This is a genomic window from Desulfosporosinus shakirovi (assembly GCF_020595055.1).
Taxonomy (GTDB): Bacteria; Bacillota; Desulfitobacteriia; order Desulfitobacteriales; family Desulfitobacteriaceae; genus Desulfosporosinus; species Desulfosporosinus shakirovi.
In genome coordinates this window covers 49,111-75,194 of sequence record NZ_JAJDOO010000024.1, presented here as the reverse complement: position 1 = coordinate 75,194, position 26,084 = coordinate 49,111, and the positions used below count along the sequence as shown (strand labels likewise).

23 protein-coding genes and 2 riboswitches are annotated in these 26,084 nt (G+C 42.1%); of the genes, 19 read left to right on the top strand and 4 right to left on the bottom strand.

The genetic code is table 11. The annotated features are described in order from the left end of the window. Positions 1-174 precede the first annotated feature (174 nt). The 7 genes from LJE72_RS18145 (at position 175) to LJE72_RS18115 (ending at position 8,899) form a co-directional block, all read left to right on the top strand. A complete protein-coding gene (locus LJE72_RS18145; protein WP_229249384.1) occupies positions 175-942 on the top strand; it encodes a LysR family transcriptional regulator in 768 nt (255 codons plus the stop codon). Between the two features lie 39 nt (positions 943-981). Continuing rightward, positions 982-1,162, top strand: a riboswitch (cobalamin riboswitch). A 205-nt stretch (positions 1,163-1,367) separates the two neighbouring features. Further along, a riboswitch (cobalamin riboswitch) is annotated at positions 1,368-1,547 on the top strand. A gap of 441 nt (positions 1,548-1,988) precedes the next feature. Next, positions 1,989-4,001, top strand: coding sequence for a cell wall-binding repeat-containing protein (locus tag LJE72_RS18140; protein ID WP_229249383.1), 2,013 nt, complete (start codon positions 1,989-1,991; stop codon positions 3,999-4,001). A gap of 23 nt (positions 4,002-4,024) precedes the next feature. After that, positions 4,025-4,819 carry a DUF4430 domain-containing protein gene (locus tag LJE72_RS18135; protein WP_229249381.1) on the top strand — a complete coding sequence of 265 codons (795 nt, stop codon included), beginning with the start codon at positions 4,025-4,027 and terminating at the stop codon, positions 4,817-4,819. A gap of 30 nt (positions 4,820-4,849) precedes the next feature. Then, positions 4,850-5,737 carry an energy-coupling factor transporter transmembrane component T gene (locus LJE72_RS18130; protein WP_229249380.1) on the top strand — a complete coding sequence of 296 codons (888 nt, stop codon included), beginning with the start codon at positions 4,850-4,852 and terminating at the stop codon, positions 5,735-5,737. Continuing rightward, positions 5,710-7,437, top strand: a complete 1,728-nt coding sequence (locus LJE72_RS18125; protein ID WP_229249379.1) for an ABC transporter ATP-binding protein — start codon at positions 5,710-5,712, stop codon at positions 7,435-7,437. Before LJE72_RS18130 ends, LJE72_RS18125 begins: the two co-directional genes overlap by 28 nt. Then, positions 7,398-8,129, top strand: a complete 732-nt coding sequence (locus LJE72_RS18120) for an ECF transporter S component (protein ID WP_229249377.1) — start codon at positions 7,398-7,400, stop codon at positions 8,127-8,129. Before LJE72_RS18125 ends, LJE72_RS18120 begins: the two co-directional genes overlap by 40 nt. Positions 8,130-8,272: 143 nt before the next feature. Beyond that, on the top strand, positions 8,273-8,899 hold the full coding sequence (locus tag LJE72_RS18115) for a DUF2680 domain-containing protein (protein ID WP_229249376.1): 627 nt from the start codon (positions 8,273-8,275) through the stop codon (positions 8,897-8,899). A gap of 387 nt (positions 8,900-9,286) precedes the next feature. Here LJE72_RS18115 and LJE72_RS18110 read toward each other — a convergent pair whose 3' ends face one another. From LJE72_RS18110 to LJE72_RS18100, 3 genes are all read right to left on the bottom strand, one after another. Continuing rightward, entirely contained in the window at positions 9,287-9,598 is a 312-nt protein-coding gene (locus LJE72_RS18110) for a zinc-ribbon domain containing protein (protein ID WP_073031223.1), read from the bottom strand. A gap of 187 nt (positions 9,599-9,785) precedes the next feature. After that, positions 9,786-11,399 (bottom strand): ABC-F family ATP-binding cassette domain-containing protein, encoded by a 1,614-nt coding sequence (locus LJE72_RS18105; protein ID WP_229249372.1) that lies wholly within the window; start codon positions 11,397-11,399, stop codon positions 9,786-9,788. 236 nt (positions 11,400-11,635) lie between these two features. Continuing rightward, complete coding sequence (locus tag LJE72_RS18100; protein WP_229249369.1) at positions 11,636-11,992, bottom strand: carboxymuconolactone decarboxylase family protein; 357 nt, start codon at positions 11,990-11,992, stop codon at positions 11,636-11,638. Positions 11,993-12,172: 180 nt separating this feature from the next. Here LJE72_RS18100 and LJE72_RS18095 point away from each other — a divergent pair, with 180 nt between their 5' ends. From LJE72_RS18095 to LJE72_RS18085, 3 genes are all read left to right on the top strand, one after another. Continuing rightward, entirely contained in the window at positions 12,173-12,403 is a 231-nt protein-coding gene (locus LJE72_RS18095; RefSeq protein ID WP_229249388.1) for a DUF2164 domain-containing protein, read from the top strand. A 67-nt stretch (positions 12,404-12,470) separates the two neighbouring features. Then, the gene (locus tag LJE72_RS18090; RefSeq protein ID WP_282437927.1) at positions 12,471-12,968 is read left to right on the top strand and encodes a GNAT family N-acetyltransferase; all 498 of its coding nucleotides are present in this window, start codon (positions 12,471-12,473) and stop codon (positions 12,966-12,968) included. A 46-nt stretch (positions 12,969-13,014) separates the two neighbouring features. Next, positions 13,015-13,518: a DNA-deoxyinosine glycosylase gene (locus LJE72_RS18085; RefSeq protein WP_229249365.1), complete on the top strand. Its 504-nt coding sequence runs from the start codon at positions 13,015-13,017 to the stop codon at positions 13,516-13,518. Positions 13,519-13,567: 49 nt separating this feature from the next. On the opposite strand, the gene LJE72_RS18080 is transcribed toward LJE72_RS18085, so the two are convergent. Beyond that, positions 13,568-14,920 (bottom strand): ATP-binding protein, encoded by a 1,353-nt coding sequence (locus LJE72_RS18080; RefSeq protein ID WP_229249363.1) that lies wholly within the window; start codon positions 14,918-14,920, stop codon positions 13,568-13,570. A 481-nt stretch (positions 14,921-15,401) separates the two neighbouring features. Between LJE72_RS18080 and LJE72_RS18075 the strand changes: the two genes are divergently transcribed. The 9 genes from LJE72_RS18075 to LJE72_RS18035 all read left to right on the top strand — a co-directional run bounded on the left by LJE72_RS18075 (position 15,402) and on the right by LJE72_RS18035 (position 26,070). Further along, complete coding sequence (locus LJE72_RS18075; protein ID WP_229249361.1) at positions 15,402-15,542, top strand: hypothetical protein; 141 nt, start codon at positions 15,402-15,404, stop codon at positions 15,540-15,542. Between the two features lie 317 nt (positions 15,543-15,859). Next, positions 15,860-17,650 (top strand): MutS family DNA mismatch repair protein, encoded by a 1,791-nt coding sequence (locus LJE72_RS18070; protein ID WP_396391414.1) that lies wholly within the window; start codon positions 15,860-15,862, stop codon positions 17,648-17,650. Positions 17,651-17,685: 35 nt separating this feature from the next. Continuing rightward, the gene (locus LJE72_RS18065; RefSeq protein ID WP_229249358.1) at positions 17,686-18,162 is read left to right on the top strand and encodes a DUF523 domain-containing protein; all 477 of its coding nucleotides are present in this window, start codon (positions 17,686-17,688) and stop codon (positions 18,160-18,162) included. Between the two features lie 502 nt (positions 18,163-18,664). After that, positions 18,665-20,683: a methyl-accepting chemotaxis protein gene (locus LJE72_RS18060; protein ID WP_229249357.1), complete on the top strand. Its 2,019-nt coding sequence runs from the start codon at positions 18,665-18,667 to the stop codon at positions 20,681-20,683. 78 nt (positions 20,684-20,761) lie between these two features. Next, on the top strand, positions 20,762-22,153 hold the full coding sequence (asnS, locus tag LJE72_RS18055) for an asparagine--tRNA ligase (protein WP_229249356.1): 1,392 nt from the start codon (positions 20,762-20,764) through the stop codon (positions 22,151-22,153). Positions 22,154-22,361: 208 nt separating this feature from the next. Next, positions 22,362-23,102 (top strand): GntR family transcriptional regulator, encoded by a 741-nt coding sequence (locus LJE72_RS18050; RefSeq protein WP_248286450.1) that lies wholly within the window; start codon positions 22,362-22,364, stop codon positions 23,100-23,102. A 20-nt stretch (positions 23,103-23,122) separates the two neighbouring features. Then, entirely contained in the window at positions 23,123-23,764 is a 642-nt protein-coding gene (locus LJE72_RS18045; RefSeq protein WP_229249354.1) for a cobalamin B12-binding domain-containing protein, read from the top strand. A gap of 266 nt (positions 23,765-24,030) precedes the next feature. After that, positions 24,031-24,828, top strand: a complete 798-nt coding sequence (locus LJE72_RS18040; RefSeq protein ID WP_229249351.1) for a dihydropteroate synthase — start codon at positions 24,031-24,033, stop codon at positions 24,826-24,828. A gap of 69 nt (positions 24,829-24,897) precedes the next feature. Continuing rightward, on the top strand, positions 24,898-26,070 hold the full coding sequence (locus LJE72_RS18035; RefSeq protein WP_229249350.1) for a uroporphyrinogen decarboxylase family protein: 1,173 nt from the start codon (positions 24,898-24,900) through the stop codon (positions 26,068-26,070). Positions 26,071-26,084: the final 14 nt, after the last annotated feature.

Sequence of the window (26,084 nt, the reverse complement as noted above, 5' to 3'; positions counted from 1 at the left end):
AAATTCGCCTACGTCGGCGAATTTGACCTGCTGCGTGAAGGAGAAATGCAGTCAAGAAGCGAGCGGGCTTGCTGAATATATGGTGGAAAGGATTAAAGAGTAGCCGCCTGTTCCCACGGCGGTTCGCGGGGTGGTAACCGGGAAATTTTTCATAACAAAGGCAGGCATACCAGAATGACTCTCCATCAATTAAAGTATATGATTGAAGTTGTTAACTGCGGCTCTATTGACGAGGCCGCAAAAAGGCTGTATATTACCCAGCCGAGTCTGTCCAGTGCCGTCAAAGAACTGGAAGCGGAAATCGGTGTTGAGCTTTTTATCTGCACTTCCAAAGGAATTGTTTTATCCGTGGATGGTGCCGAGTTTCTCGGCTATGCCCGGCAGGTGGTTGAGCAGGCGGGACTGCTGGAACAGCGTTACTTTAATAAAAAGCCTTCCCGGCAGCTTTGCTCCATCTCTACCCAGCACTATGCCTTTGTAAATCTCATCAAGAACAGCGGTGCGGATGAATATGAATTTACTCTGCGGGAAACACGAACCCATGAAATTATTGAGGATGTCAAAAATATGCGCAGCGAAATTGGGATTATATATCGAAATCTCTTTAACCGCAAGGTTCTTGACAAGCTGCTGCGGGAAAACCGTCTGGATTTCCATCCCCTTTTCACAGCCCAACCCCATATTTTTATCAGCACCCAAAATCCCCTTGCCGGGAGAAAAGCCGTAACTTTGGCTGATCTGGAAGACTACCCCTACTTGTCCTTTGAACAAGGAGAATTTAACTCCTTTTACTATTCGGAAGAGATGTTAAGTACGGTTTTTCGTAAAAAAAGTATTCATGTTAGCGACCGGGCAACTTTATTCAATCTTTTGATTGGGCTGAATGGCTATACCATATTTCTGCTTTTCAAGTCAAAATACTCTGTTGACTCAAGTATATAATTGGTATATTCTAGGTTATAAGATAGTGTCAAAGGAATAACTGAATAAGTTGAATATGGTTGCTTAAATGCATTAATTGGGAACTCTGGTGAGAAGCCAGGACAGCCCCGCTACTGTGTGAATGACGAATCCCTTAGTAAGAAACCACTGGGTAAAACCGGGAAGGCAAGGGAGGAGGATGATTTCGAGTCAGGAGACCTGCCATGTTTAAGATCACAGCTCTTTCGGGGGAAGGAATGTGTGGCAATTTCGAGTTTAGGATGTTTTTAGACATCTTAACTTTGTTGCATCATATTACTAAGAGCCGGAAGAGTAGGCTCTTTTTTATTTTCCTTATAATACAAAGGACTGAAATTGAGGAGAGGACTCATTAAAAAAAGGACAAGCCTTAATTTGAATTAGTAAAGAACACCACAACTACTCAAAACTGAATATCTGAATAGGGTTGCTTAAATGCATTTATAAGGAATCCGGTGAGAAGCCGGAGCAGCCCCGCTACTGTATGAAGGACGAATCTCTTAAAAGAGTCACTGGTGTAAAAATCGGGAAGGCAAGAGAGGAGGATGACTTCAAGTCAGGAGACCTGCCCTATTCAGGATCACAAGTCTTTCGGGGGGAAGCAAGTGAACAACTTTGCTGTCGGATGAGCAGGAATAGGAGCAAGCCTTTAGAGTGCTATCTATTTCTATAGTCATCTGAAACAGCATGGTCACATTGTCCCAGAGTCGAAAGAATCGGCTCTTTTTTATATTTTGGGCAAGGAGATTACCAAGTTTTCAAAAAGGATGCCAGTACCTATACTGATGGCTGGCAATAAAAGGTCATCCGAAATTCAATTACAGGAAAGGGCTTCATGCTCTTTCCTGTTTGAGTGCACTTGCGTAATTCCTTAATATGGAAGGGAAAGGACGGTGACAATTTAGCATCGAAAATATAGAGGATACAGAAAGCAAAGAGTAATTATCTTGTTTGGTTGGAATTTCCACGCGAATCAGCCTTTGAATAAGACCGACTCGGAGCCTATAACATTGTAAAGGAGCTTGAAAATGAAGAAAATAGTAAAACAGGGTTTAGGAACCCTCATGACTTGTCTGTTGCTGATAAGTACATTAATGACTGGATTGGCAGCCGAGGCCCATGCTCAGACCATGGTTAACCAGGGAACAGTGAGCCGCTCTATGGTTGATCAAGTGATCAATGACTTAGAACAATGGGAAAGGGCCTCTATTCAAGCCGCTTTCCAGACAGCATCTGAGCTAGAAATAGTCAATCCTACCGTGTACAATTGGCCAACCATTGGCTTAGGCAGATTGGAGCGGTATGATGGGCTTTCTGCCTATCTGGCGGAAAATGAAAAATATCTCCAACAAAATTGGAGTTCTACTCTGCGTAAGGTGACAGATTTAGCCAGAATCAGTTTGGCAGTTGGTGCAGCTCAGGGGAATCCCAGGGACTATGGCGGCAAAGATTTGATTGCCGAAATCTACAACTATCCTAATATTGAAGCGCAAGGTATAAACGGGCCGATTTTTGCTTTGATCACCTTGGACAGCGGTGGATATGAGCTGCCCGAGACGGCTAAGTGGACGCGGGGTAAACTGTTAGACATCATATTAAACAAGCAATTGGCTGATGGAGGATATTCTCTGGATGGCATAGGAAATGGGGATGTCGACATTACTGCTATGGTTATCCAAGCACTGTCTCCTTACTATAAGGCAGGAATGCCTGAAGCGACAGACGTTGTGGACAAAGCTGTGGCTTATTTAGCTCAAGTGCAGGAATCAGACGGAGGCTTTAAATCCTGGGGTGAGAAAAACAGTGAAAGCGTTTGTCAAACGATCATTGCTCTGTGCTCCATGGGAATCGACATCGATACGGATACTCGTTTTATTAAGAATTCCAACTCCTTGCTAAATGATTTACTAAAGTTTAAAGCTGACGACGGTGGTTTCAAACACACTTTAGAGGGCAGCACAAACAGTATAGCGTCAGAGCAGGCTTTGATTGCTCTGGCAGCTTATGTGAGATTTCTGGATAAAAAATCCAGTCTGTATAACTATCATCCGGAAAAGGTGATCCCCTATCCGACCCTTTCCAGTGGAGAAGAGAACCCTTCATCTTCAATTTTAGGAATAGTTCGGATTGCCGGGACGGATTGCTACGCAACAGCAGTGGAAATTGCCAAACGGAGTTTTCCGCAAGGAGCAGAGACAGTTATTCTTGCCAGAGGGGATGTTTCCGCCGATGCTTTGCCTGCAGTGCCTTTAGCCAGGAAGTATCAGGCGCCCCTCTTGTTAACTCCTTCGGATCAACTGCCCAAGCTCGTCTTCAATCAAATCCGAGCCTTAGGAGCGAAAAAAGTCTTGATCATGGGTGGAGAGGGAGCAATTTCTAAACAGGTGTCTGCTGCCTTAGTCCAAGCTGAAATCGAAGTACAGAGAGTATCCGGCAATGATCACTATGCTACTGCTTATGAAATAGCCAAGCTGCTGGGAAGCTCAGGTCAGGCAGTGATCGTCAGCGGAGATTATGTCCACAGCTTCCCCGATGCGCTTTCTATCTCAGCCTGGTCCGCTTATAATAATGTGCCCATCCTCTATGCGGATGGATCAGTTCAGCTTCCTAAGCCAACTCAACAAGCTATCTCTGAACTGGGAATCCAACAAACTATCCTAATCGGTGGCACGGATGTTCTTCCTCGGGAATTAGAACAAGTACTTCCTAACCCAAAACGTTATAGCGGTCAAACCCTTTATGATACCAATGCCAGTGTTTTAGGCCAACTTCAGCCTAACCCCACAAAAATTTTTGTGGCTACAGGAACAGGGTTTGCAGATGGTTTAGCCGGAGCGGCAGTCGCCGGTCAGTCAAATGCCTGGATTTTGTTAACCGATCGAGGGACAAGTGGGGGGAGTGGTCTGAGTAATGGACAAGAGCAACTTCTCCGATCTGCCCATAATCTTAGCCCAGAGATTTATGTTCTGGGTGGTGCCGCCGTTGTAACTGACAGCACCCTGCAGGCTCTAAATCAGCTTCTGACAGTAAGCACTCCATAAACAAGAAGGGAAGGAAGAGCTAAATGAAAAAAGTTCTTAATTTTCTTGTCCTGATTATGCTGCTGGTCTTGGCATTAACCGGATGTGGCGGAGCTAGTGTTGCCAACGGAGATCCGCCGGGTGAGGTAATCACAACATCAGTTACCGATTCAGACCAGAAGACAGCAGACAGCAGTGAACTTAAATCCACTGGACAAAGTACTGATCAACAGCTGACTAATTCAGAAATTGATCCTGTTCAACCCAGCCCAGAAAATAAGGAAAGCAGCGCTTCTCCAAACACAAGCCAGCCCGGTTCTAATGACTCAAGTTCAAGTTCAGATTCAGGTGCAGGTGCTGATGCAGTTGTTGCCCTGACAATCCCTCCGGTTATTTCGACTCTTTCTCCAGCACTTGAGCCCAATACTAGTGCTAAAAATACAGTTACATTCTCAATTAATTGTCAAACTGCCGTTGATAAGGGTCTTCATCTAACGGAGCAGTTCCAAGAGGTGGTACCTGCCAACGGGATTATCCTTCCTCCCACTGTCTTGGAATTTAAAGAAGGAGAGGTAGTGTTTGATATCTTAAAGCAGGTAGTTCGCCAAGAAAAAATCCATATGGAGTATGAAGGTTCGAAAGGAACTCCTTATATTCAAGGGATCAATAATTTATATGAATTTGACGGAGGTCCATTGAGCGGTTGGATGTACTGCGTCAATAAGATATATCCGAATTATGGATGTGGAGAATATAAGCTCAAACAAGGGGATGTGATTGAGTGGAACTACACCTGTGACTTGGGCAAAGACCTGGGACAAACTTGGATGAGTGAGTAGAGGTGAGAAAGAAAGGAAAGGAAAAAAAGAATGAATAAGGCATTTGCTTCCTATCATCCTGCGGTCAGTTTCAGCTTTTTTATTCTAATCTTAATATTATCCATGCTTCTCATGCATCCTGTTTTAGTTGGCATAAGTTTAATCTCTGCCTGTCTTTTTTCCTGGTTCCTGAATGGTCTAAAGGGACTTTACCTTAATTTCAAGTTCGGACTGCCCATGTTTTTATTGGTTGCTCTGGCGAATCCCCTGTTTAATCACCGGGGGAAAACAGTATTGTTCTTCTTTCGGGATAATCCCATAACCCTTGAAGCGACAATATATGGTCTTTGTTCTGCGGCCTCTCTGGTTGGGATTATTGTTTGGTTTTCTTGTTATAACAAAGTAATAACTTCAGATAAGTTTTTGTATATCTTTGCTAAAGTAATACCCACCATCGCCTTATTGATTACTATGAGCATCAGAATGGTTTACAAGCTGCGCGTTCAGTTGAAAATGATCACAGCTGCTCAGCATGCCATTGGCCTGGCTGTCGGAGAAGGACAGGTCAGACAAAGAATCCGGCGAGGCATGAGAATGATTTCGATTCTGCTCAGCTGGTCACTGGAAGACGGGATAGAAACCTCGGACTCTATGAAGGCCAGGGGGTATGGCTTGAAAAACCGATCTGCTTTTTCGCTGTTTAAATTTTCTTGGCGAGATGGGATCGTGTTAGGTATCATCGCGGGTTTAGGCGCACTCTGTTGGGCAGGTTATATTGCCGGCTATGGTGTGATGCGTTTTTACCCTGCGCTTGCTCCGCTAAAGCTGTCTCCACCCGCGTTAGGAATGTATCTTTGTTTTTTTATCTTGGCCTTAATACCTAGTCTGATCGAGTTAAGGGAGAATGTAAAATGGCACTTTTACAAATCAGCAATTTAAGTTTTACCTATCCTGAATTCTCTCCAAAAGCCCTGGATAACATCAATTTAACGGTAGAGGAGGGAGAGCTGATTCTGCTTATTGGCGTGTCTGGGTGTGGCAAAAGCACCCTGTTGCGCCATATTAAACGGGAACTTGCTCCTCATGGCCGTAAAAGCGGGAGAGTCTGCTACGCAGGTATGGAGGTTGAGCAGTTGGACCAACGGACCGCAGTCACAGAGATTGGTTTTGTTCTGCAAAATCCTGAAACTCAGATTGTAACCGACACAGTTTGGCATGAGTTAGCCTTCGGTTTGGAAAATTTAGGACTGCAGAATAGCGAGATTCGACGGAAAGTCGCGGAAATGGCTAGTTTCTTCGGCATTGACAGCTGGTTTAGAAAATCGGTGGAGGATTTGTCTGGAGGGCAGAAGCAGATATTAAATTTGGCTGCAATCATGGCCATGCAACCTAAATTGCTTTTATTAGATGAACCTACCGCTCAGCTTGACCCCATTGCTGCCCAGGAATTTCTGGCCATGATTGAAAAAATCAATCGTGACCTAGCTGTCACAGTCATTTTAAGCGAACATAGACTGGAGGAAGTCTTTCCTCTGGCCGACCGTGTTGTTGCGATGGAAGGGGGACGGATCTTTTGTGCTGACAAGCCGGAGAAAGTCGCCCAGGTGTTAGGGGAGGATAGCGGCAAGGTGCTCTTTAAGGGCCTCCCTTCACCCATTCGCATTTATAGTGGATTCAAAAAGGGGGTGAAGTGTCCTTTGACTGTACGAGAGGGCCGCCAATGGCTGATTCAAGAAGTTCAGCCTTATTTAGTTGAATTGGCTGAACTGGATCAGAGGGATCGATTGGCCCAGTCTGTCCGGACTTTTAACGCAAGGACAGAGCAAAGAAGATCGGTGATTGAAACAAAGGATCTCTGGTTTAAGTACTCTTCTGAGGGAAGTAATATACTCAGGGGCGTGTCCTTTCAGGCTTTCGCCGGGGAAACACTTTGTGTACTGGGCGGCAATGGTACAGGCAAGACTACCTTATTAGGGGTGCTGTCCGGTGCTTTGAAAATAAGTAGAGGGCAAATATGGATCAATGGGAAAAAGCTCAGCAATTTTAAATCCGGCGAGCTGTATCGCCAGAATTTAGCGATGCTTCCTCAAAACCCCAAAGCCCTCTTTGTATCCGATACGGTATGGGGAGACCTGGAAGAAGCGGCAGGCCTCATCACTCAGGATAAGAAGGGACAAGAGTTACGGATATATGCGGTGCTGAAGGAATTAGGTATAGAGAATCTATCCCAGCGCCATCCCTATGATTTAAGTGGTGGTGAGCAACAAAAAGCCGGAATAGCTAAACTCTTGCTCCTTCAGCCTAAGGTTATCCTGCTTGACGAGCCAACTAAAGGATTGGATGCCCATTCTAAGGAAGGATTGGCCCGGATTTTTGCTGGATTATGCTCTCAAGGGGCAGCCATTGTGGTAGTGACTCACGATCTTGAATTTGCGGCTGAATACGGAAACCGATGTGCCATGATGTTTGATGGAGAGATTGTCTCAGAGGGGAATCCTCAGGAGTTTTTTGCCGGGAACAGCTTTTATACGACTGCTGCCAACCGAATGGCTCGCGGCATCTTTTCCCAGGCGGTCACTTGTAAGGAGGTGATTAAACGATGTCAAATCGGACAGAAGGTAAAAATCGCCACTTCTTAATACTACGTATATTCCGATGGGCACTGATGATTACAGTGCCCTGTTTGTTGATTTTTTCTGCTTTAAATGAAGATAAGAATTATGGTCTGTTAAGCATTTTATTAATAATCTTAGCCATGGTTCCCTTTTTTTTGAGCTTCGAGAGACGTAAGCCGGAAGCCAGGGAGTTGGTAGTTATCGCAGTTATGGCTGGGATTGCGGCTTTAGGGAGAGTGGCTTTTGCCCCGATCCCTCATTTTAAGCCCACCTCGGCAGTGGTGGTTATTACCGCTATGGTCTTTGGGCCGGAGGCTGGTTTTTTAACAGGTGCAATAGCGGCAATCACCTCTAATCTGTTTTTTGGGCAAGGGCCTTGGACTCCCTGGCAGATGTTTTGCTGGGGTATGATTGGCTTTGCAGCCGGGATTCTCAGAAATATTGGTTGGTTCAAAAGCAATCTGAGGTTAGCCGTCTTCGGTTTTCTGACAGGCTTTGGCTTTGGTTGGGTCATGAATATATGGTATGTTATTGGCTTTATTGAACCGATCACCTATCAGGCCATTATGGCAGCCTACATTTCCAGTTTTTGGTTTGATTTTACCCACGCTCTTTCTACGCTGATCTTTCTCGTGCTTTTGGCAAGGCCTTGGATTAAAAAACTGGAACGAGTTAAAACAAAGTTTGGTATACTGGATAGTTCGAAAAAGTTGTAATTACCGCTACATTTTCTTTACTTAAAGCTCACAACTTCTTAAAGTCCAATTCACAAATTTACCATATTTGGCGGATATCATAATAGTGTACCGATCAAAAGTACATACTTGGAAATCGGATACTATTCTGAAGGAGGAATTGTATGAAAAAGAAACTCGTTGTCGGTGTCCTAAGTGCTGCGCTATTGATTGGAGGTGCAACGGCAGCCTTTGGTGCCACAGATTCGGCAAAGCTTGATGAAATCAAGAGCTTAACTCAGCAAATGTTTGGTATCCAGAAGCAAATCGTGGACAAAGAAGTGGAAGCTGGGCTTAGAACGGCAGAACAGGCTGACAAGATGAAGCAATTTATTGACGATCGCCAAGAAGCGAGCGAGAAGGCCTTAGCTGATGGTAAAGTATTTGGTCCTGGTATGGCTGGTAAAGACATGGGGATTCGAGATAAGGTTAAGAAGTTCAATAATGGTGAACCTCTGACGGAAGAGCAGATCGAAGCTTGGAGTACAGCCGCGCAAGAACGCTTAGCCGCTCAAGTAGAGGCTATGAAAAGTAATGGTAAATTAACTGAGGAACAGATCGAAACTTGGAGTGATGCTGCACAAGCTCAGTTAGATGTTCAAAAAGAGGCGATGGAGAGCGGTACATTTGTGCCTGGTGACATGGGAATGAGGAAGGGTATGCTTGGCAAGCAGAAAGGTGCTTGGGGTAATAAACTGGCACCAGAAACAACCGAAACTCAAGATACCGCACCAACAACGAATATCCAGTAATGCTGCTTTGTGTGGAACATTTGCAGCCTGAGGTATCTAAAGACGGGGTTCACATTAGACCATAAGACCATAAGACCAGAGGAGTTTGAAGCTTCATTAGATAACCTCAGGATTAAAGCTGAGTAATGGAAAAAGTAATGAGAGACTGGCAGTCCCAACAATCGTCTGGAGCCTGCCAGTCTCTCCCCTTTTCGAAAAGAATTAACGTTGGACACTTTCGTCGTCGGAGGCTTTAATATCTGAAGTATCATTGTTTAGTCTTAGCTTAAAAAGGTTCACTTGCCAGCATCTGAATGTCAGGACAAGCTACAGTTCTTTGTGCGCGGAAATAAAAAACCCTCCCAGACAATTAAGTCTGGGAGGGTTTAAGTTGCTATCTAGTTCGATTTACCAGTTGCTACGTGTGCGTGGTTGATAGCACTCACGGCAATATACTGGCTTGTCGCCTGATGGTTGGAAAGGAACAGTAGTTTCTTTTCCGCAGGTAGCGCAAATAGCTGGGAACATTTCACGTTGTTGACGACCATAACCGCCACCGCCGCCGCTGTTTCTGTTTTGAGCTTTTTTAGCTGCACGGCACTCTGGGCAACGACCAGGCTCGTTAGTGAATCCTTTTTCTGCATAAAACTCTTGTTCTGATGCAGTGAATTCGAAATCCCGTCCACAGTCTTTGCAATTTAGAATTTTGTCATTAAACATTATAAAAAAACCTCCAATTAAATATTACCCGCGCTACATGGCAAGTTCACCAACTTCTTCCCGGAGACTTAGGTAATAGAGAAGGTTTGCTTAAATCCACTAGTTTTAACGAGCTTATATTAGTATAACAAAATTTGAGCATATGTCAAATAATAAATTCCACAATCTCGAAATTTATCCAAGAAAATCAGCTATACATCGTATCCAAAAGCCCTTTGACATCTTCATTTTCCAGATATTCATCGAAAGTCATTTGTCGATCAATAAGTCCTTTGGGCGTGATTTCGATAATGCGGTTGGCAATGGTTTGAACAAACTGATGATCTTGTGATACGAACAGGATGTTACCGTCCATATTCGTCAGTGAATTATTAAGAGCAGTGATGGATTCCATATCCAAGTGGTTTGTGGGCTCATCGAAAATAAGAATGTTCGCTCCGCTGAGCATCATTCGAGAGAGCATACATCGTACTTTTTCCCCTCCAGAAAGAACACTAGCCTTCTTTAGGGATTCATCTCCAGAGAAAAGCATTCTGCCTAAGAAACCACGGACAAAGGATTCATCGGGATCTTTTGAGAATTGTCTTAGCCAGTCAACCAAAATTAAGTCCGTCTCAAAATAGGAGGAGTTATCAAGAGGAAGATAGGCTTGAGTCGTTGTGATTCCCCAGCTAAACTCACCGCTATCCGGGGTAATTTCGCCCATTAAAACTTTGAATAAGGTCGTTTTTGCATTGCCATTTGGGCCCACAAAAGCAATCTTATCTCCTTTGTTTACAAGAAATGAGATGTTGTCGAGGATTTTTTCCCCTGCAACAGTGACAGTTAAGTCTTTTACAGTCAGGATGTTGTTACCTGCTTCTCTGTCCGGAGTGAATGCAATATAAGGATATTTGCGAGAGGATGGTTTGATATCATCGAGAGTTAATTTATCGAGTTGCTTTTTTCGGGAGGTCGCTTGTTTTGCTTTGGATGCATTAGAGCTAAAGCGCTGAATAAACCTCTGGAGTTCCTCGATTTTATCTTCTTTTTTCTTATTTGACTCTCTCATTAATCTTAAGGCTAATTGGCTTGATTCATACCAGAAATCATAGTTCCCAACATACAATTGGATTTTACCAAAATCAATATCGGCAATGTGGGTACAAACTTTGTTCAAAAAATGCCGGTCATGAGATACTACAATAACAGTGTTCTCATAATTATAAAGGAAATTCTCAAGCCAGATAATTGACTGGAGGTCAAGGTGGTTGGTAGGCTCATCAAGTAACAGAATATTGGGGTTGCCGAATAGGGCTTGAGCCAGTAAAACACGGACTTTTTCATTTCCGCTGAGTTCTTTCATTTTACTGCTTTGCAGCTCTTTACCAATCCCTAAACCCATTAATAACTCTGAGGCTTCTGACTCGGCTTGCCAACCATTAAGTTCAGCGAAATCGCCTTCCAAAATGGAAGCTTTAATCCCATCTTCTTCGGTAAAATCAGGTTTGGAATAGAGAACATCTTTCTCTTCCATTATTTCGTACAATCGAGTATGGCCCATAATAACGGTTTTCAGCACTTCGAATTCCTCAAATTCAAAATGATCTTGCTTCAAAACCCCAATTCGTTCTCCTGGTGTAAGACTAACTTCACCACTGGTAGAATCTATTTCTCCAGAAAGTATCTTTAAGAAAGTAGATTTCCCTGCACCATTGGCGCCAATCAGGCCATAACAGTTTCCGGGAAGGAATTTTACATTAACATCTTCAAATAATGCTCGCTTACCAAATCTTAAGGTTATCCCACTGGTACTAATCATTATTAATCGTTCCTTTTTATTAAATTTGCCGTTGCTTAAGAATATAGTATATCATTTTATCACAATAAGGTATAGGTTGCAGAATTTTAAAAGTAAGGACGGAAAACAAGGGATTTAGATAGGAATGGCCAAATAGTAAGCCCTCATACCTAAATGGCAGAGGGCTAACATTAAAATCTATGCCTTGAAATATTAAGGTCCTATGGATTTGTTATTTCTCAATTACAAATATAGAGTTAGTTAAGTGAATTTCCTTCTGCTTCGTTTAATAAGTTCCTCAGAATTAAAACCCCTTGCATGGTTCTTGGAAATCCTGCACTGGGAGCCACTAAAAGAATGGCGTGTTCTATTTCCTCCTTAGTACATCCGCTTTTTATGGCCTTTAAAATGTGGGTTCTTAAAGCCCTCGGGTATTGGCACTCAGTGGACAGTGCTACTTTTATTAGCCAACATGTTTTCTCATCTAAGGGGCCGCCATCCATATGTATTAAATGACCATATTTTTCATAGGCATCGTAAATATCCCCATGGTGTTCGGTAAAGTACTTTAAGTTAAGTTCAGTGCTGTCAAGGTTATCAAAATAATCATCCATTTTATGTTAAGCTCCTTTCAGGTGTGTTTACATTATTATCCAATCGGAGGGTTTTTATTCATTAGTATTATTGAACTAATCAAACAGCGACTTAGAATTAAGATACTTTAATAATTTTTGATATAATAGATTTACTTAACACGATAAATTAACGAAAAGGGGCGATTAGGGTTGCGGAAGATGGAGATAGACTTAAAAAAAGAGGTTAGAGGGGTTCTTACTGAGGATCTTAAGAGACACTTCTGGAACGAGAGGGATGAAGAACTTAGTAATTTAGGCGCTGAACTCCTTCTTGATTTCATAATAAATAACATAGGCCCTTATATTTATAACCAGGGGATAGAAGATTCTCATGCTTATATGAGTGAACGAATCGAGGACTTGCTCAGTTTAGAGAAACGTTTAAGGTAATCACAACTTCATGAAGTTCAGTATCTCTAAGTTTCCACTGCAAACTGAATAGGAGAGGGATTAATTGATGAACTATATCATTAGAGAGCTGTCTCCTCAAGACTGGGGACAAGTAAGGGACATTTATACTGAAGGAATCGAAACTGGAAACGCTACCTTTGAGACCGAGGCTCCCAGTTGGGAGGCGTGGGATCGTGACCACGTTAAGTCATGTCGGTTGGTAGCAACCGACGGAGATCAAGTTACTGGGTGGGCTGTATTAAGTCCTGGCTCAAGTCGATGTGTTTATACGGGTGTAGGAGAAGTCAGTCTTTATATATCCCTTAATCACAGGGGACAAGGAATCGGGCCTCTGCTTCTGAAAGAAATAATCAGATGCTCAGAACTCGAGGGATTTTGGACTTTACAATCCGGTATTTTTCCTGAAAATATGGCGAGTTTGGTCATGCATACCAAATGCGGTTTTAGAGAAGTGGGTCTCCGTAAGAAAATGGGAAAGCTGAATGGCCTTTGGCGTGATGTCGTATTGCTTGAGCGAAGGAGTGAGACAGTTGGAATCGATTAAAGTGAGTAGGGCAAGGTTATGCAGAAGCCATGGGGAGGAATGATAAATGAGTCAAGTAAGTTCATTTAAACCCATTGTGGATGAACGTTCGCGTATATTAATCCTAGGGTCAATGCCTGGGGTAGAATCGTTAAGATTACAAGAGTATTATGCCAATCCAAGGAACCAATTTTGGAAGTTAATCTATGCCCTCTTTGAATTGGAACCCAGCAGGAGCTTTGAAGAACGGGTTTCATTTGTCAAGAGTAAGGGGATTGCCTTGTGGGATGTCATCGAAAATTGTTTGCGAGAAGGTAGCCTGGATTCAGCTATCAAGGAAGAAAAAGTAAACAATTTCAGGGGCCTGTTTAAGGCCTATCCCAGTATAAAAACAGTTTTATTTAATGGAGGAAAGGCCTATGAGACCTACAAAAAATGGGTCGGATTTGAAGCCCTGCCCGATATAAGGTTTCTGAAGCTTACATCTTCTAGCCCGGCGAATACTAAAAAATATGAAGAAAAGCTTAGGGAGTGGGGGAGTATCAAGGGTTTTTTAAAGAGTGGTAACTGATAAATGATAAAAAGAAGGCAAGCAGAAATCCTGCTTGCCTTCTTTTTGACTAGTCATTTTGATCTTCAAGTGAATCATGTCCTTCGATCCAATCTACAAACTGTCGGGCAGTCCTGGCAGAACGTCCGTTATACCATAGTGCCCATTGCAAGGCCTCTCGTTGCAATCGTTCCTTGTTAATTTTTAAATTTCTGCTGGAAGCAATTCCTTCAACAATTTTAAGATAACGGTTTTGATCGGGTGAAGAGAATACAACATTTATGCCAAAGCGATCTGCGAGGGAAAGCTTCTCCTGCATACTATCCCCTGCATGAACTTCTTCGTTATGGTTGCCTGAGTGCAAGCCAGCCCTTTCACTAAAGTACTCCTTGACCAGATGTCTGCGATTGGAAGTGGCATAGATCAAGATGTTAGATGTTTTACTTTCAAGACCACCCTCTAGTACTGCCTTGAGAGAAGTGTAGTTTTCTTCATTATCCCCAAATACTAGATCATCAACGAAAATAATAAACTTTTGAGCCCTGTTTTTCAGGTGTCTAATAATCAAGGGGAAGTCGGCGAGATAGGCTTTGGGAACTTCAACCATGCGCAAGCCCTGGGTATGATAACGGTTGAGTATCGCTTTGACAGTCGATGATTTCCCGGTACCCCTATCACCGTATAATAGTACATTGTTGGAGGGAAAACCTTTCAGAAACTGTAAAGTATTTTCGATTACTCTTGACCGTTCCTTCTGGTATTCTACAAGTTCATTCAATGTGATGGGATCAGGACTGTCTATCCCCTTAAGATAACCTTGCCCATCAGTTTTTTCCCATACAAAGGCGATATAACGAGCAAATAGACCACAACCATAGTTTTTATAGAAATGGTTAAGCTCATCTAGACACTCATCCCAATGATTAGAGAGGCTAAACAGTTCTTTTATTTGTTGTATATGAGCAGGACTATTAGAAGGCTGGTACTCTGATACCCAATCGGGGAGTACCTCGATGAAGGGTTTATAGCTGTTATTAGCAAATGTCTCGGTTATTTTTGCTTTAAGCAACCCTGGCGTAAGCTTTGAAACCTGCTGAAGCCCTTTTAAATCGTTGGCAACTGCCTTTTCAAGAAAATTGTTATACTCACTGGTTTGTACAGCTTGCGGCTTAAAAGTGAATGAATTTTCATCGAAAACTATTTTGTCGATTATGTATTCTTGTAAAGATACCGTACCGCTTTTGGCCAATTCAAAATAAAAATCATTATATAAATTCACAACGTCTCTAAATTCATTAGTTGCTTGGTTTACGCAACTAATTAGTGACTTCAGCCTGCTTAAAACGTTATCATCCAGCAAGCCTCTATAAATAGAAAGAGAATCTAATGCCAGTAAAGTAGTCGTTAATTTATTTTGCTCCATTCAATAGTTCCTCCATCTGATTTTTCTTCTTTATAGAATTTAAGATTGTTAGTGTAAACTAATATCTACATGTATCTGGTTGCAAACAGACTTACTCTGCAAGTAGTACTATAATTAATTGATGTAAGGGTCAAAAGATGTAAACTGACGGATACATGTATAATAAAGCTTTCTAATGATAAGTTAAAGGTAAAAGGGGCAGAAGCTTGTTGCTGCAGGGAATTCTTAAGAATTAAGCATAACTTTAGTGGATGGCATATAAACTGCAAAATAAATCAGTAGATTCGGAATCGCCTGATTTGGGGACGATCAAGGTGGCTAGTGAATCTTAAAGCTAAATCTGTTTGGTATGCACGATAGAAGGGAGGATAAAGTTAAATTATTTCGTCCGGATTTATACATTTATACCTAAGACTAATGAATTCCTTAACTATATTACTACAAACTGTGACATATAACTACTTAGAAAAGGGGAAACTCAATGAGCACACAAGAACTTAAAATTAGTTATACGGGCGCAGATCCGACAGCGTTTGGCGTATTAGGCCTGTCAATGGTCTGCTTCGCTAATATCAAAGGGCCTGTAACAACTTTTATAAAGGTTTGTTACAGGCCTGCCTAATTAGGGCTTGCTAACCAAACCTCTTTTTTTTAGGCAACCAGAATCTTGCTTTTTTTTCCGACTCAATATCCAAATCAGAATTTGGGCAATCCAGACAAGGGTGGGAGCCTTCGCCTCGGCTTGTCCCGCATTCGACAGCGCTGTCGATTGTGGGACAAGATTCTTTACATCACTAAGGGAGGGAAGTGCTAATTTACAAAATATAGCAATGGTCAAATTATTAGTGTATAATATTTAAGGTGATCGATTAAAGTCCTTGGTTGAAAACTAAAATCCATAAGCTAAATTAGGAGGTCAAATTTTTGAATGAACCCAAAATGCTGTATCAAAAACGGTCCAATTATTACGCTGCACGAAAAGAAAATCTAAGCCATAGAATTAACCAATTAAGCAATGTAAGGCTCATCACATTCCTTGCTGGTTGTGGACTTGCAAGTTTTTTTTATATGACTAACAATACTTCGTGGAGTGTTGGCACGGCGATGTTAACAGCAGTCTCTTTTGTTACCCTGGTTATTTGGCATCAGAGCTTAAAAGCAAGAAAAAACTATATTCAAATACTGTACGGAAATTATGATCATTCATTGAAGCGTTTAACAGGAGAATGGAAGTCCTTTCTTGACAAGGGGGAAGACTTTAAAGACTCATCTCATCCATTTTCTGAGGATCTTGACCTTTTTGGAACCAATTCTCTTTATCAATGGATCAATACTGCAAAGACCTTTCGGGGGAGGGAAAAGTTAAAAGAGTGCTTAACCGTGGCTCCGCTAGAAGTCGAAATGATTCTCGAAAGGCAGGAGGCGATTAAAGAGCTTTCAGGAAATCTTAATTGGCGACAGAGGTTTTTAGCTGAGGCCAGGATGGCCAAGAATCCGCTGAATTCTACCAAGGCTATCATTGAATGGGCTAAAAATGTCGACTCTTCCTATCTTAAAATGGGAGTCTTGATTTTAGCCCGTGCATTACCGATTATGACAATCAGCTTTTTGCTTCTTTATTTTATAACGGCAAAAGTATCATTTTGGTATCCGCTTACAGGTATTATTATTCAGTCGATTATCCTTTTTGTCGGAAAGCAAAGAGGTAAAGCTTTAAATGCGGTTTATTCTTATAAAGAAAATATCAGAGTTTATGAAAAGATGTTGGAGCGGTTTGAAAAGCGATCTTTTAAATCTGACTGCCTGCGGGCTTTAAAGAAGGACTTATATGATCGTGACAACAAGCCGGCCTTTGAACAGATTAGAAAACTATCCGGGTTGGCCGACTTGATAGCTAACAGGAATAATGCAGTTTTTCTAATCATTAATATACTTACACTTTGGGATATCCAGTGTATGATTGCTTTAGAATCCTGGAAAGAGAAATCCGGGCGATCTCTTGGCCGTTGGGTAGAGACAATTGCTGAGTTGGAGGCATTATCAAGTCTGGCAATTATTCATTTCGACCACCCTGAATGGGGATTTCCGAAGATTTCCTCGGAGGAGGGCATTACCGCAGTCAGAATGGGGCACCCGCTTTTAAGTGGTTCGATCTGTAATGACATATCTATTCAAAAACGCTCTGGAATTTTGTTAATAACGGGTTCCAACATGTCTGGAAAAAGCACGTTACTTCGCACTGCAGGAATCAATCTCGTCATGGCCTATACTGGAGCGCCTGTGTGTGCTCAGTCCTTTAGCTCTTCTGTGTTACAACTTTATACCTGTATGCGCGTGAGTGATAATTTGGGAGAAAATATTTCCTCCTTCTACGCGGAATTATTAAGAATCAAAGAGATCGTTAGTGCCTCGAAGACTTCTTCAAATATCTTTTTTCTCTTAGATGAGATATTTAAAGGAACGAACTCGCAAGATCGACATGCTGGTGCTAAGGTCTTAATTCAGCAATTGAGTATGGCGGGAGCGATGGGGATGGTTTCTACTCATGACTTAGAACTGGGAGACATGGAAAGAGAAAGTGATCGAAGAATTCGTAACTATCATTTTCGTGAGTATTATAAAAATGATGAGATACATTTTGACTATAAACTTCGCCCGGGAATTTCAACCACTCGTAACGCCATGTATCTAATTAAAATGGCGGGTATTGATGTGGATGGATTGGCTTAGGTTGTTAAAGATCTGGAAATGAGAGGGAGAGTACAGTGATTCTAGTAAGTGCTTGTTTGCTGGGGCTGAATACAAAGTATAATGGTGAGTCTAATGCTCATTCATTAATCCTGAAATATTGCTCCCTGGGAAGATTTATTCCGGTTTGCCCTGAACAACTAGGGGGGTTGCCAACTCCACGGGAACCGGTGGAGATTATGAATGGGAGTGGTCAGGAAGTCCTTAGTGGACCGAGTCTAGCGCGGGGAGAGCGTGGGGAAGCAGTCACTGGTCAGTTCATAAAAGGGGCAAATGAAGTTCTGAAAATCTCAGAGATGATGGATGTTTCAGCGGCGATACTTAAGGAACGAAGCCCTTCTTGTGGGGTGAATTATATCTATGATGGAAGCTTTACACATCGAATAATCCCCGGGCAGGGAGTGACTGCGGCGCTGTTGAGAGGACAAAAAATCCCAATTTATTCAGAGGAAGATTTAACTGAGGAACTCCTAAAGGAACTCTTGAGTGATTAATAGGGGCATGGATTTGTTTAGGTTTGGTTTTTAGTTATTTTTTTTAAAACGTTAAAAATGTAAAAGCAGCAGCGTCTTCGTTAATTGGGAAGTTCTCTGTTGCTTCTTTTCTAAAGGAGGCATTTTAGCGGAATAACAAAGAATAATTCATTAAAATGTGATACACCACTAAGAAGGTCGTGCAGATGACAATAAATGTGTCGCTCCTATTTCATTACTTTTATTTGAATTAGTATATTATAGTGATACTAGAAAATTATAACGTTTATTTTAAAAGCAATAAAATTATTTGTAGAGAGGTGTTTTATTGGTTTAAAGGTTTTTGAAAGTAAATGCCTCTTGCGAGATTCAGGCCTCGAAGAGATGGGTTCCTTTTCGAGGTTAATTTGTGCAATCTTTAACAGCTGTAATCCAGCATATTAATAGCTGGTTTTTTATTGCAACAAAATTGAAGAAAAAAGTAATATTTTATAAGAAATTAGGGAGATAGGGGGGATTTTCAATGCCTAGGGGGACCAAACGTTCCATGTCAATTAAGACCCGAATTACTCTCGTTGCTGGTATTGTGATTGTTGTAGTGGTGGCGGCCCTATCCGGTGCAAGTTTATGGAATACTGAGAAACTACTCAAAACAAGTGAACTCCAAACGCAAAAACTCGTAGAACAAGGAATCCAAGATGAATTCGTAAATCGTATGGATCGGGCAAAGTCCTCTGTTCTCTCGATGACGATGAACCCTGATGTGGCGAAAGCTTTAGCAGAGCAAGATCGAGCTACAGTTGCCCGTCTTGTTCAGCCCGTTTTTGACGAGATTAAGCAAGAAGGCTTTAGCCAACTGCAATTTCACCTCGCACCGGCCACTTCATTTTACAGAGCACATTCGCCGAAAAAATTCGGAGATGACTTGTCAAAGATTCGGCCTACTGTAGTGGCGGCCAATACAGAACATAAGACTGTGGAAGGACTGGAAGAAGGGGTCGAAGGATATGGATTTCGAGTTGTTGTTCCGGTCAAGTATCAAGAGCAATGGGTTGGGACAGTGGAATACGGAATGGACTTCGGGGAAGACTTTTTACTGGCGTTACAAAAGAAGAACCCAGGAGATTATTTTATTTATCTTCTAGATCCATCTGCTTCCATGGTCAAAAATGTGAAAGAGAATGGCGGGTTGCTGGCGGGTACCGGTCAAGATGACTTTACAATGTCCGAAAGCACTGTGAAGGCATTAGCTGATGGACAAGCTCAATTTAGTGTGAGTGGAGACGGTCGATTTAATGTCTCCCTCATTCCCTTTAAAGATTACCGTGGAGACGTGAAAGGTTATATTAAGACAGCAGTTTCACGGGAGGGGGTGGTACAAGAATTAAAGGCCCTAAACCGTTGGGTATTGATGGTTGGATCAGTGGTGCTTGTATTAGGAGTAGTGGCAGGATATTTTGTCTCTTTAACTCTTACCCGGCCGATCATTCGGTTAACGGAAGATGCGGAGGTCCTCGCGACAGGTAATTTAAAAATTGACATTAAGACAAATTGGTATGGAGAGTTGGAAACCTTAGCACTGGCTATGAAAAGCATGTTGGAGAATACCAAGGAAATATGCTCTTCAATTAACCAAGTGGTGGAACGGGTGGAGAGTTCGACAAAGGAAATTTCATCAGCCGTCGATCAAACTTCCCACGGAACAAACCAAGTGGCCGAGAGTGTTAGCCAGGTTGCCAGTAGTGCTCAAACTATTACTCATCGTACAAGTGAGATGAGTGCACAAAGCGAAGGCATCAATAAAAGTATTCAAACTTTGGCCCAACATATGGAGCGTATCGCTGGAAGCACCTCTGACGTAAGTGGACGGACAGTCAGCGGAGAATCAATAATGAAGAAACTAGCGGAGAAGATGCGAAGCTTTACAGAAAAAGTAGAAGAAATTCAGACCGGAAGTCACCTTCTTAAAGAACAAACGGGACAAATTCGAGGAATTACTCAGATCATTACCGGTATTTCTGATCAGACGAATCTCCTTGCCCTTAATGCTGCCATTGAGGCGGCGCGTGCAGGGGAAGCCGGACGTGGATTTGCCGTTGTTGCCGAAGAAGTTCGCAAGTTGGCTGAAGGATCAAGGGAAAGTGCTTCGCAGATTGCGGAGCTGATCGATCAAGTGACATTAAATGTAGAAAACTCAGCCCAAGCTTCAGAAGAAGCGGTTCATTTAATCAATGAACAATCAGACATTGGAAATCTGGCATTAGAACAATTTTCAGAAATATCCCAGGGGACCCAAGCTGTAGCTCATATGTTAGGAGTCATGGAGGAAGAGGTTCAGCAAGTTGTCCAAATGGGACAGGCAATAACAAGGTCAGTCTCTGATATTTTGGGTATGTGCCAGGAAGATGCGGCCGCTGCAGAGGAAATTGCCGCTTCAACCGAAGAAATGAGTGCAACGATCTGTACGATTGGGGATAGTATTTGTGAGCTAATGGGATTGATGGAAGAAATGAAGACTCAAAGTAAGCGTTTTATAATTTGAAGTTAAGAATTTAATCAGGTATAATTATAAATTAGGAAATTCTTACATTCTTAATAGGATGGCTTCAGGAGGGAATCTATGCAATCGACACTGGTTAAGGAGATTTACAGAGAGACGACTCGGTTTCTCAATCAAAAAGTCGAACTGTCCGGATGGGTTCGTACAGTTCGTACTTCCAAGGCATTTGGCTTTATAGAGATAAATGATGGGAGTTTCTTCGAAAATATTCAAGTGGTTTTTGAAGAGGGTCTTACCAACTTCGCCGAGATTGGCAAGCTCACCATTAGCTCTGCAATTCGCATTCAAGGAGAACTGGTCCCTTCACCGGGAGCCAAACAACCCTTTGAATTAAAGGCGGAGAATATTGAGGTGCTTTCGCTGGCTTCTGCTGATTATCCCCTGCAAAAAAAGCGGCATACCTTTGAGTATTTGCGAACGATTGCGCATTTGCGCCCCAGAACCAATACTTTTGCCGCCGTCTTTCGTGTACGGTCAATGATCGCCTATGCGGTTCACAAGTTTTTTCAGGAAAAGGGGTATGTCTATGTTCATACTCCGATCATCACAGGAAGTGATGCTGAAGGCGCTGGAGAGATGTTTAAGGTAACTGCCCTGGATTTGGCTAATCCTCCCAAGGATGGCGAGGGAAATGTTGATTTTTCCAAAGACTTTTTTGGACGGGTTACAAGCCTGACCGTAAGTGGGCAGCTTAATGTAGAGACCTATTGCATGGCATTCCGAAAGGTTTATACCTTTGGCCCCACCTTTCGAGCGGAAAATTCAAATACGGCGAGACATGCTGCAGAGTTTTGGATGATCGAACCAGAGATCGCCTTTGCGGACCTGGCAGATAACATGAATTTGGCTGAAGAAATGATGAAGTTTTTGATTCAATATGCCTTGGACAATGCTCCGGAGGAAATGGTTTTCTTTAACAACTTTGTTGATAAGACCTTGTTTGACCGTTTGGAAAATATCCTGAACTCAGAATTTGCTCGTGTTACCTATACTGAAGCCGTGGAACTGCTGGAAAAGGAAAATGCCAAGTTCGAGTATCCAGTTCGATGGGGGATGGACCTTCAGACTGAGCATGAGCGTTATCTCACAGAAAAAATCTTCCAAAAACCTGTCTTTGTGTCGGATTACCCAAAGGGAATTAAAGCCTTCTATATGCGTTTGAATGACGATAACAAGACGGTAGCCGCTATGGATCTGCTCGTTCCCGGAGTCGGTGAAATCATTGGAGGAAGCCAACGGGAGGAACGAATCGAGGTTTTAGAAGGTCGTATGCAAGAAGTCGGTTTAAATTCAGAGGATTATTGGTGGTACCTTGATCTTAGACGGTACGGTGGAGTGAAACATGCCGGATATGGTTTGGGATTTGAGCGGGTTATTATGTATTTGACGGGAATATCCAATATCCGAGACGTAATCTCTTTTCCCAGGACAGCTAATTCCAGCGAGTTTTAAATCTAAACTTTAAGTACTAAACCTGACTTAGCACGAACTTATGTCTTGGCAGGTGAATTTTATTGACAGATGTACAGTTCAGTACATCTGTTTTTTGATTGACTCCTTCGTGTTGACACCCAAATAAGGGCATGCTAAAATTAGCACAAGTTTGAAATGTATAGACAATTATAGTTAGGAATAGGTGTTTTTGGTGATTCAAACAGATATGATAGATAAGAGCTCAGTGATTCCGATATATTACCAGCTATTTAAACTGCTCGAAGAGCAAATACGCAGAGGTGATCTCAAACCGGGTGAGGCAATACCAACCGAGCATGAAATTTCGTCACACTTTGAAATTAGCCGAATGACAGTTAGGAGGGCTATTGCGGAGTTGGTGTCGGCTGGTATGGTTTATGCACAGCAAGGCAGAGGCACCTTCGTAGCTACGCCTAAATTAGATAATATCGTCTTTGAGCTCAATGATTTTAATCAGGAGATTAAACAGAGAGGGTTAAACTATAAAACCACTCTCTTAGAGGCTAAGATTATTCGAGCAGATAAGGAACTTCGGGATAAGTTCGAACTAGGAGAGGATTACAAGCGATTCTTATATTTCCGAACAGTATTTTCGGCTGAAGATGAACGACTTTCTTATGAAGTGAAATACACGATATATAGTAAGAGTAAACCAATCCTGGAATCGGAACTCAAAGATCCGAGTTTGCCGGGCCTCATTGCCACGCATACAGAATATGTGCCAATGAGCGCAAAAAAAGTCCTCCAAGTTGCGGCATGTACTGAAGAAGAAGCGTCAATCCTCGGGATAGCATCTAATTCTCCGGTATTTTTGATTGAGCAGACAGTTTATGATCAGGATCTTAAACCTGTGGGATGGAGCAAAGCTGTTTACCGGGGAGACCGATATAAACTGACTAGTTATGACGGATGGTATAAAAAAGATTAAGCTAATTGGAGGTTCTTAATTTGAAAGACGAACTACAAATAGCTATGGCGGACCTTGATGAAGAGAGGACCCTAATGCTGGTTGAGGAGAGGGTCAAAGCAGGGTATTCTTCCGGGGAAATTATTGAGAGTTGCCGTCGGGGGGTCGAGGTAGTAGGGGAAAAATATAGCGATAGTCATTATTATCTTTCTGATTTAATTATGTCAGAAGAAATACTGAAGGGGGTTATGCGGATCTTAGAGCCCTATATCCCTACAAATGGCGCTGTAAAAGGCCTGTCCATCGTAATGGGAACTATTGAAGGGGATATTCATGATCTTGGTAAAAATATTATTATCTACCTATTGCGGTCATCAGGGTATCAAGTGCATGATTTAGGTGTGGATGTAACACCTGAGAGATTCATACAAGCAGTCAATGAAACAAAAGCATCGATTTTAGGGATAAGCGTTTTGCTTTCTTTTTGTATTGGTTCTATTAAGAAGGTCGTAGATCTATTAGTGGATGCCGGTTTGAGAGATAAGGTAAAAGTAGTGGTAGGTGGGTATCCGGTTAATCAAGAGGTGAAAGAATTTACAGGTGCAGATTTTTACGCAAACGACGTAACGGAAGCAATGAAAATTTATCGAGAAATCTTAGAGATAAAAGAGAATTTAGTTTAAACGGATCTAAGACTGTACCAAATATTTCAAAAATTCGATATTGACTGCACAGAGGAGTCGTGTTAATATTTAGACGAAATTAATTGTCTATACATTCTCGCAACTCCTTTATTTTTTTAGTGCAAAATTTGTATATACATCTGTACGAATTGGTAGCTTTTCAGGCATACTTACTAATAATCTGATTATGAAGTTAAAGGGGTTGATGGCTTTAACATTATAAGCTTATTAAGACCATAAGAAATTAGGCTCGGGAGGGTTCTAAGATGTTGATTATTGGTGAAAAGTTAAATAGCTCGATCCCTAGTGTTCGACAGCTAATAAATGATAAAGATAGCGTTGCAATTCAGGACCTGGCCCTAAGACAAGCGGCTGCAGGAGCTGATTACTTAGATTTAAATACTGCACAAGGGGATGAAGCAGTCAATATGGAGTGGCTTGTACGAACGGTTCAAGAAGTGACAGATACTCCTCTATGTATTGACAGTACGTCTGCTGCCGTAATTAAAAAAAGTTTGGAAACCGCTAAAGGAGACAAGAGCAAGGTTTTAGTCAACTCTATTTCAATGGAAAAAAATCGCCTTGATGAGGTACTGCCTTTAGTCCTAGAATATAAGTGTCCTGTCGTCGGTTTAACCTTAGATGATAACGGGATACCGAAAACCGCTGAAGAGAGAATGATACTTTCAGAACGTCTGATTGAGATATTAGCTAAAAATAATTATGATCTAGAAAATCTTTACATCGATTCACTTGTACTTCCACAAGCAGTAAGCCACAATAATGCAATGATGTTTTTTCAGTGCCTTACGGATATTAAGCGGTTATTAAAGGTTAAGACGGTTTCCGGGTTAAGTAACATCTCTTTCAATGCACCGAAAAGGAAGGTGGTCAATCGACATTTCTTAACACTTTGCATGGCTTTTGACATGGATGCGGCCATCCTCGATCCTTTGGACAAGAAGATTATGACCTCAGTCATTACTAACGATTTCCTTTTAGGTAAGGATCGTTTTGGTAAGAAATTTTTAAAAGCCTTTCGCGCTGAATTGTTAGAAGACTAAGGAAAGTTCTATTGGCTATAGTCCGTTAGGTTAAACTAGAATTTGAGAACGCAGGAAGGGGAAATCAGTATGAACGAAAAGGAAATGCTTTATCAAAAGAGATTAGAGCGCTACATAACGGCCATGGATTGTGGAAAACCGGATATGGTTCCCGTAGCCTTTGGGGTTGGAGAATGGATTACTAAGTACACAGGGACCACACTCCAAGAGATTTATTATGACCTCGATAAGAGTACTGACGTTGTAAGTGAGATGTTACCGGGCTTAGATTTTGATATTTTCAAGGGTGGTCCTGCATTATGGTGGCCTCCGATGTTTGATGCAATGGGTTCTAAGTTGTATAAATTTCCAGGCATAGGGGTGGACGAAAACTCAACCTTCCAATTCAATGAGCAAGAGTACATGAAAGCAGAGGATTACGACGAGTTTATTGCCAGTCCTACGGAATGGCTTGTAAATCACTATTTGCCAAATATTAGTACGGAATTAGAGAATCCCGGTTCCTATAGATCTACTGTGGCCTTAATCAAAGGGGCGGCCGCTTTTGCCATGCAAGGTGGAATTATGGCTGCTGCTTGGGGTAAATGGACCGTGGAAAACGGAATTGTCGGACAAGGAACAGGGTTTACTAAAGCGCCTTTTGACACTTTGGGTGATGCCTTACGAGGAATGAAAGGGGTCCTTTTAGACCTTCGTCGCCGGCCGGAGAAAGTTTTAGCTGCCTGTGATGCAATCACTCCCCATAATGTTAATTGCGGTTTGGCAGGACCTGGAGCAGACACTCGTTTCCCTTGTTTTGCGCCGCTTCATCGTGGAGCCTATCCGTTCCTCAATCCTAAACAATGGGATACCTTCTACTGGCCATCCTTAAAGGCTACAATCGAGGGAATGTGGGCTAAGGGGAAGAGAATGTTGTTCTACGCTGAAGGGGACTGGACTCCCTATCTTGAGAAGATTTTGGAATTGCCGGATAAAAGCATTGTTTTTCAGATTGACACTACGGATGCTAAAAAAGCTAAGAAAATCTTGGGTGGGAGATTCTGCCTGCAAGGCGGAGTGCCTACGACTCTGTTGACCTATGGCACCCCGGAAAAAGTAAAAGAACATATTAAGAGAACCTTCGATGAATTAGCCTATGATGGAGGATTTATCTTGGATACAGGTGGAGTTGTCATGGGGGATGCTAAGAAAGAAAATGCGATTGCTATGATCGAAGCAGCTAGAAAATACGGCATTTATTAATAGGATAGGAGGGG

What these genes read in the sequence shown, in the direction of transcription:
- LJE72_RS18145 (WP_229249384.1), top strand. Translation starts at nt 175, where the DNA reads ATGACTCTCCATCAATTAAAGTATATGATTGAAGTTGTTAACTGCGGC.
- LJE72_RS18140 (WP_229249383.1), top strand. Translation starts at nt 1,989, where the DNA reads ATGAAGAAAATAGTAAAACAGGGTTTAGGAACCCTCATGACTTGTCTG.
- LJE72_RS18135 (WP_229249381.1), top strand. Translation starts at nt 4,025, where the DNA reads ATGAAAAAAGTTCTTAATTTTCTTGTCCTGATTATGCTGCTGGTCTTG.
- LJE72_RS18130 (WP_229249380.1), top strand. Translation starts at nt 4,850, where the DNA reads ATGAATAAGGCATTTGCTTCCTATCATCCTGCGGTCAGTTTCAGCTTT.
- LJE72_RS18125 (WP_229249379.1), top strand. Translation starts at nt 5,710, where the DNA reads ATGGCACTTTTACAAATCAGCAATTTAAGTTTTACCTATCCTGAATTC.
- LJE72_RS18120 (WP_229249377.1), top strand. Translation starts at nt 7,398, where the DNA reads ATGTCAAATCGGACAGAAGGTAAAAATCGCCACTTCTTAATACTACGT.
- LJE72_RS18115 (WP_229249376.1), top strand. Translation starts at nt 8,273, where the DNA reads ATGAAAAAGAAACTCGTTGTCGGTGTCCTAAGTGCTGCGCTATTGATT.
- LJE72_RS18110 (WP_073031223.1), bottom strand. Translation starts at nt 9,598, where the DNA reads ATGTTTAATGACAAAATTCTAAATTGCAAAGACTGTGGACGGGATTTC.
- LJE72_RS18105 (WP_229249372.1), bottom strand. Translation starts at nt 11,399, where the DNA reads ATGATTAGTACCAGTGGGATAACCTTAAGATTTGGTAAGCGAGCATTA.
- LJE72_RS18100 (WP_229249369.1), bottom strand. Translation starts at nt 11,992, where the DNA reads ATGGATGATTATTTTGATAACCTTGACAGCACTGAACTTAACTTAAAG.
- LJE72_RS18095 (WP_229249388.1), top strand. Translation starts at nt 12,173, where the DNA reads ATGGAGATAGACTTAAAAAAAGAGGTTAGAGGGGTTCTTACTGAGGAT.
- LJE72_RS18090 (WP_282437927.1), top strand. Translation starts at nt 12,471, where the DNA reads ATGAACTATATCATTAGAGAGCTGTCTCCTCAAGACTGGGGACAAGTA.
- LJE72_RS18085 (WP_229249365.1), top strand. Translation starts at nt 13,015, where the DNA reads ATGAGTCAAGTAAGTTCATTTAAACCCATTGTGGATGAACGTTCGCGT.
- LJE72_RS18080 (WP_229249363.1), bottom strand. Translation starts at nt 14,920, where the DNA reads ATGGAGCAAAATAAATTAACGACTACTTTACTGGCATTAGATTCTCTT.
- LJE72_RS18075 (WP_229249361.1), top strand. Translation starts at nt 15,402, where the DNA reads ATGAGCACACAAGAACTTAAAATTAGTTATACGGGCGCAGATCCGACA.
- LJE72_RS18070 (WP_396391414.1), top strand. Translation starts at nt 15,860, where the DNA reads ATGCTGTATCAAAAACGGTCCAATTATTACGCTGCACGAAAAGAAAAT.
- LJE72_RS18060 (WP_229249357.1), top strand. Translation starts at nt 18,665, where the DNA reads ATGCCTAGGGGGACCAAACGTTCCATGTCAATTAAGACCCGAATTACT.
- asnS (WP_229249356.1), top strand. Translation starts at nt 20,762, where the DNA reads ATGCAATCGACACTGGTTAAGGAGATTTACAGAGAGACGACTCGGTTT.
- LJE72_RS18050 (WP_248286450.1), top strand. Translation starts at nt 22,362, where the DNA reads ATGATAGATAAGAGCTCAGTGATTCCGATATATTACCAGCTATTTAAA.
- LJE72_RS18040 (WP_229249351.1), top strand. Translation starts at nt 24,031, where the DNA reads ATGTTGATTATTGGTGAAAAGTTAAATAGCTCGATCCCTAGTGTTCGA.
- LJE72_RS18035 (WP_229249350.1), top strand. Translation starts at nt 24,898, where the DNA reads ATGAACGAAAAGGAAATGCTTTATCAAAAGAGATTAGAGCGCTACATA.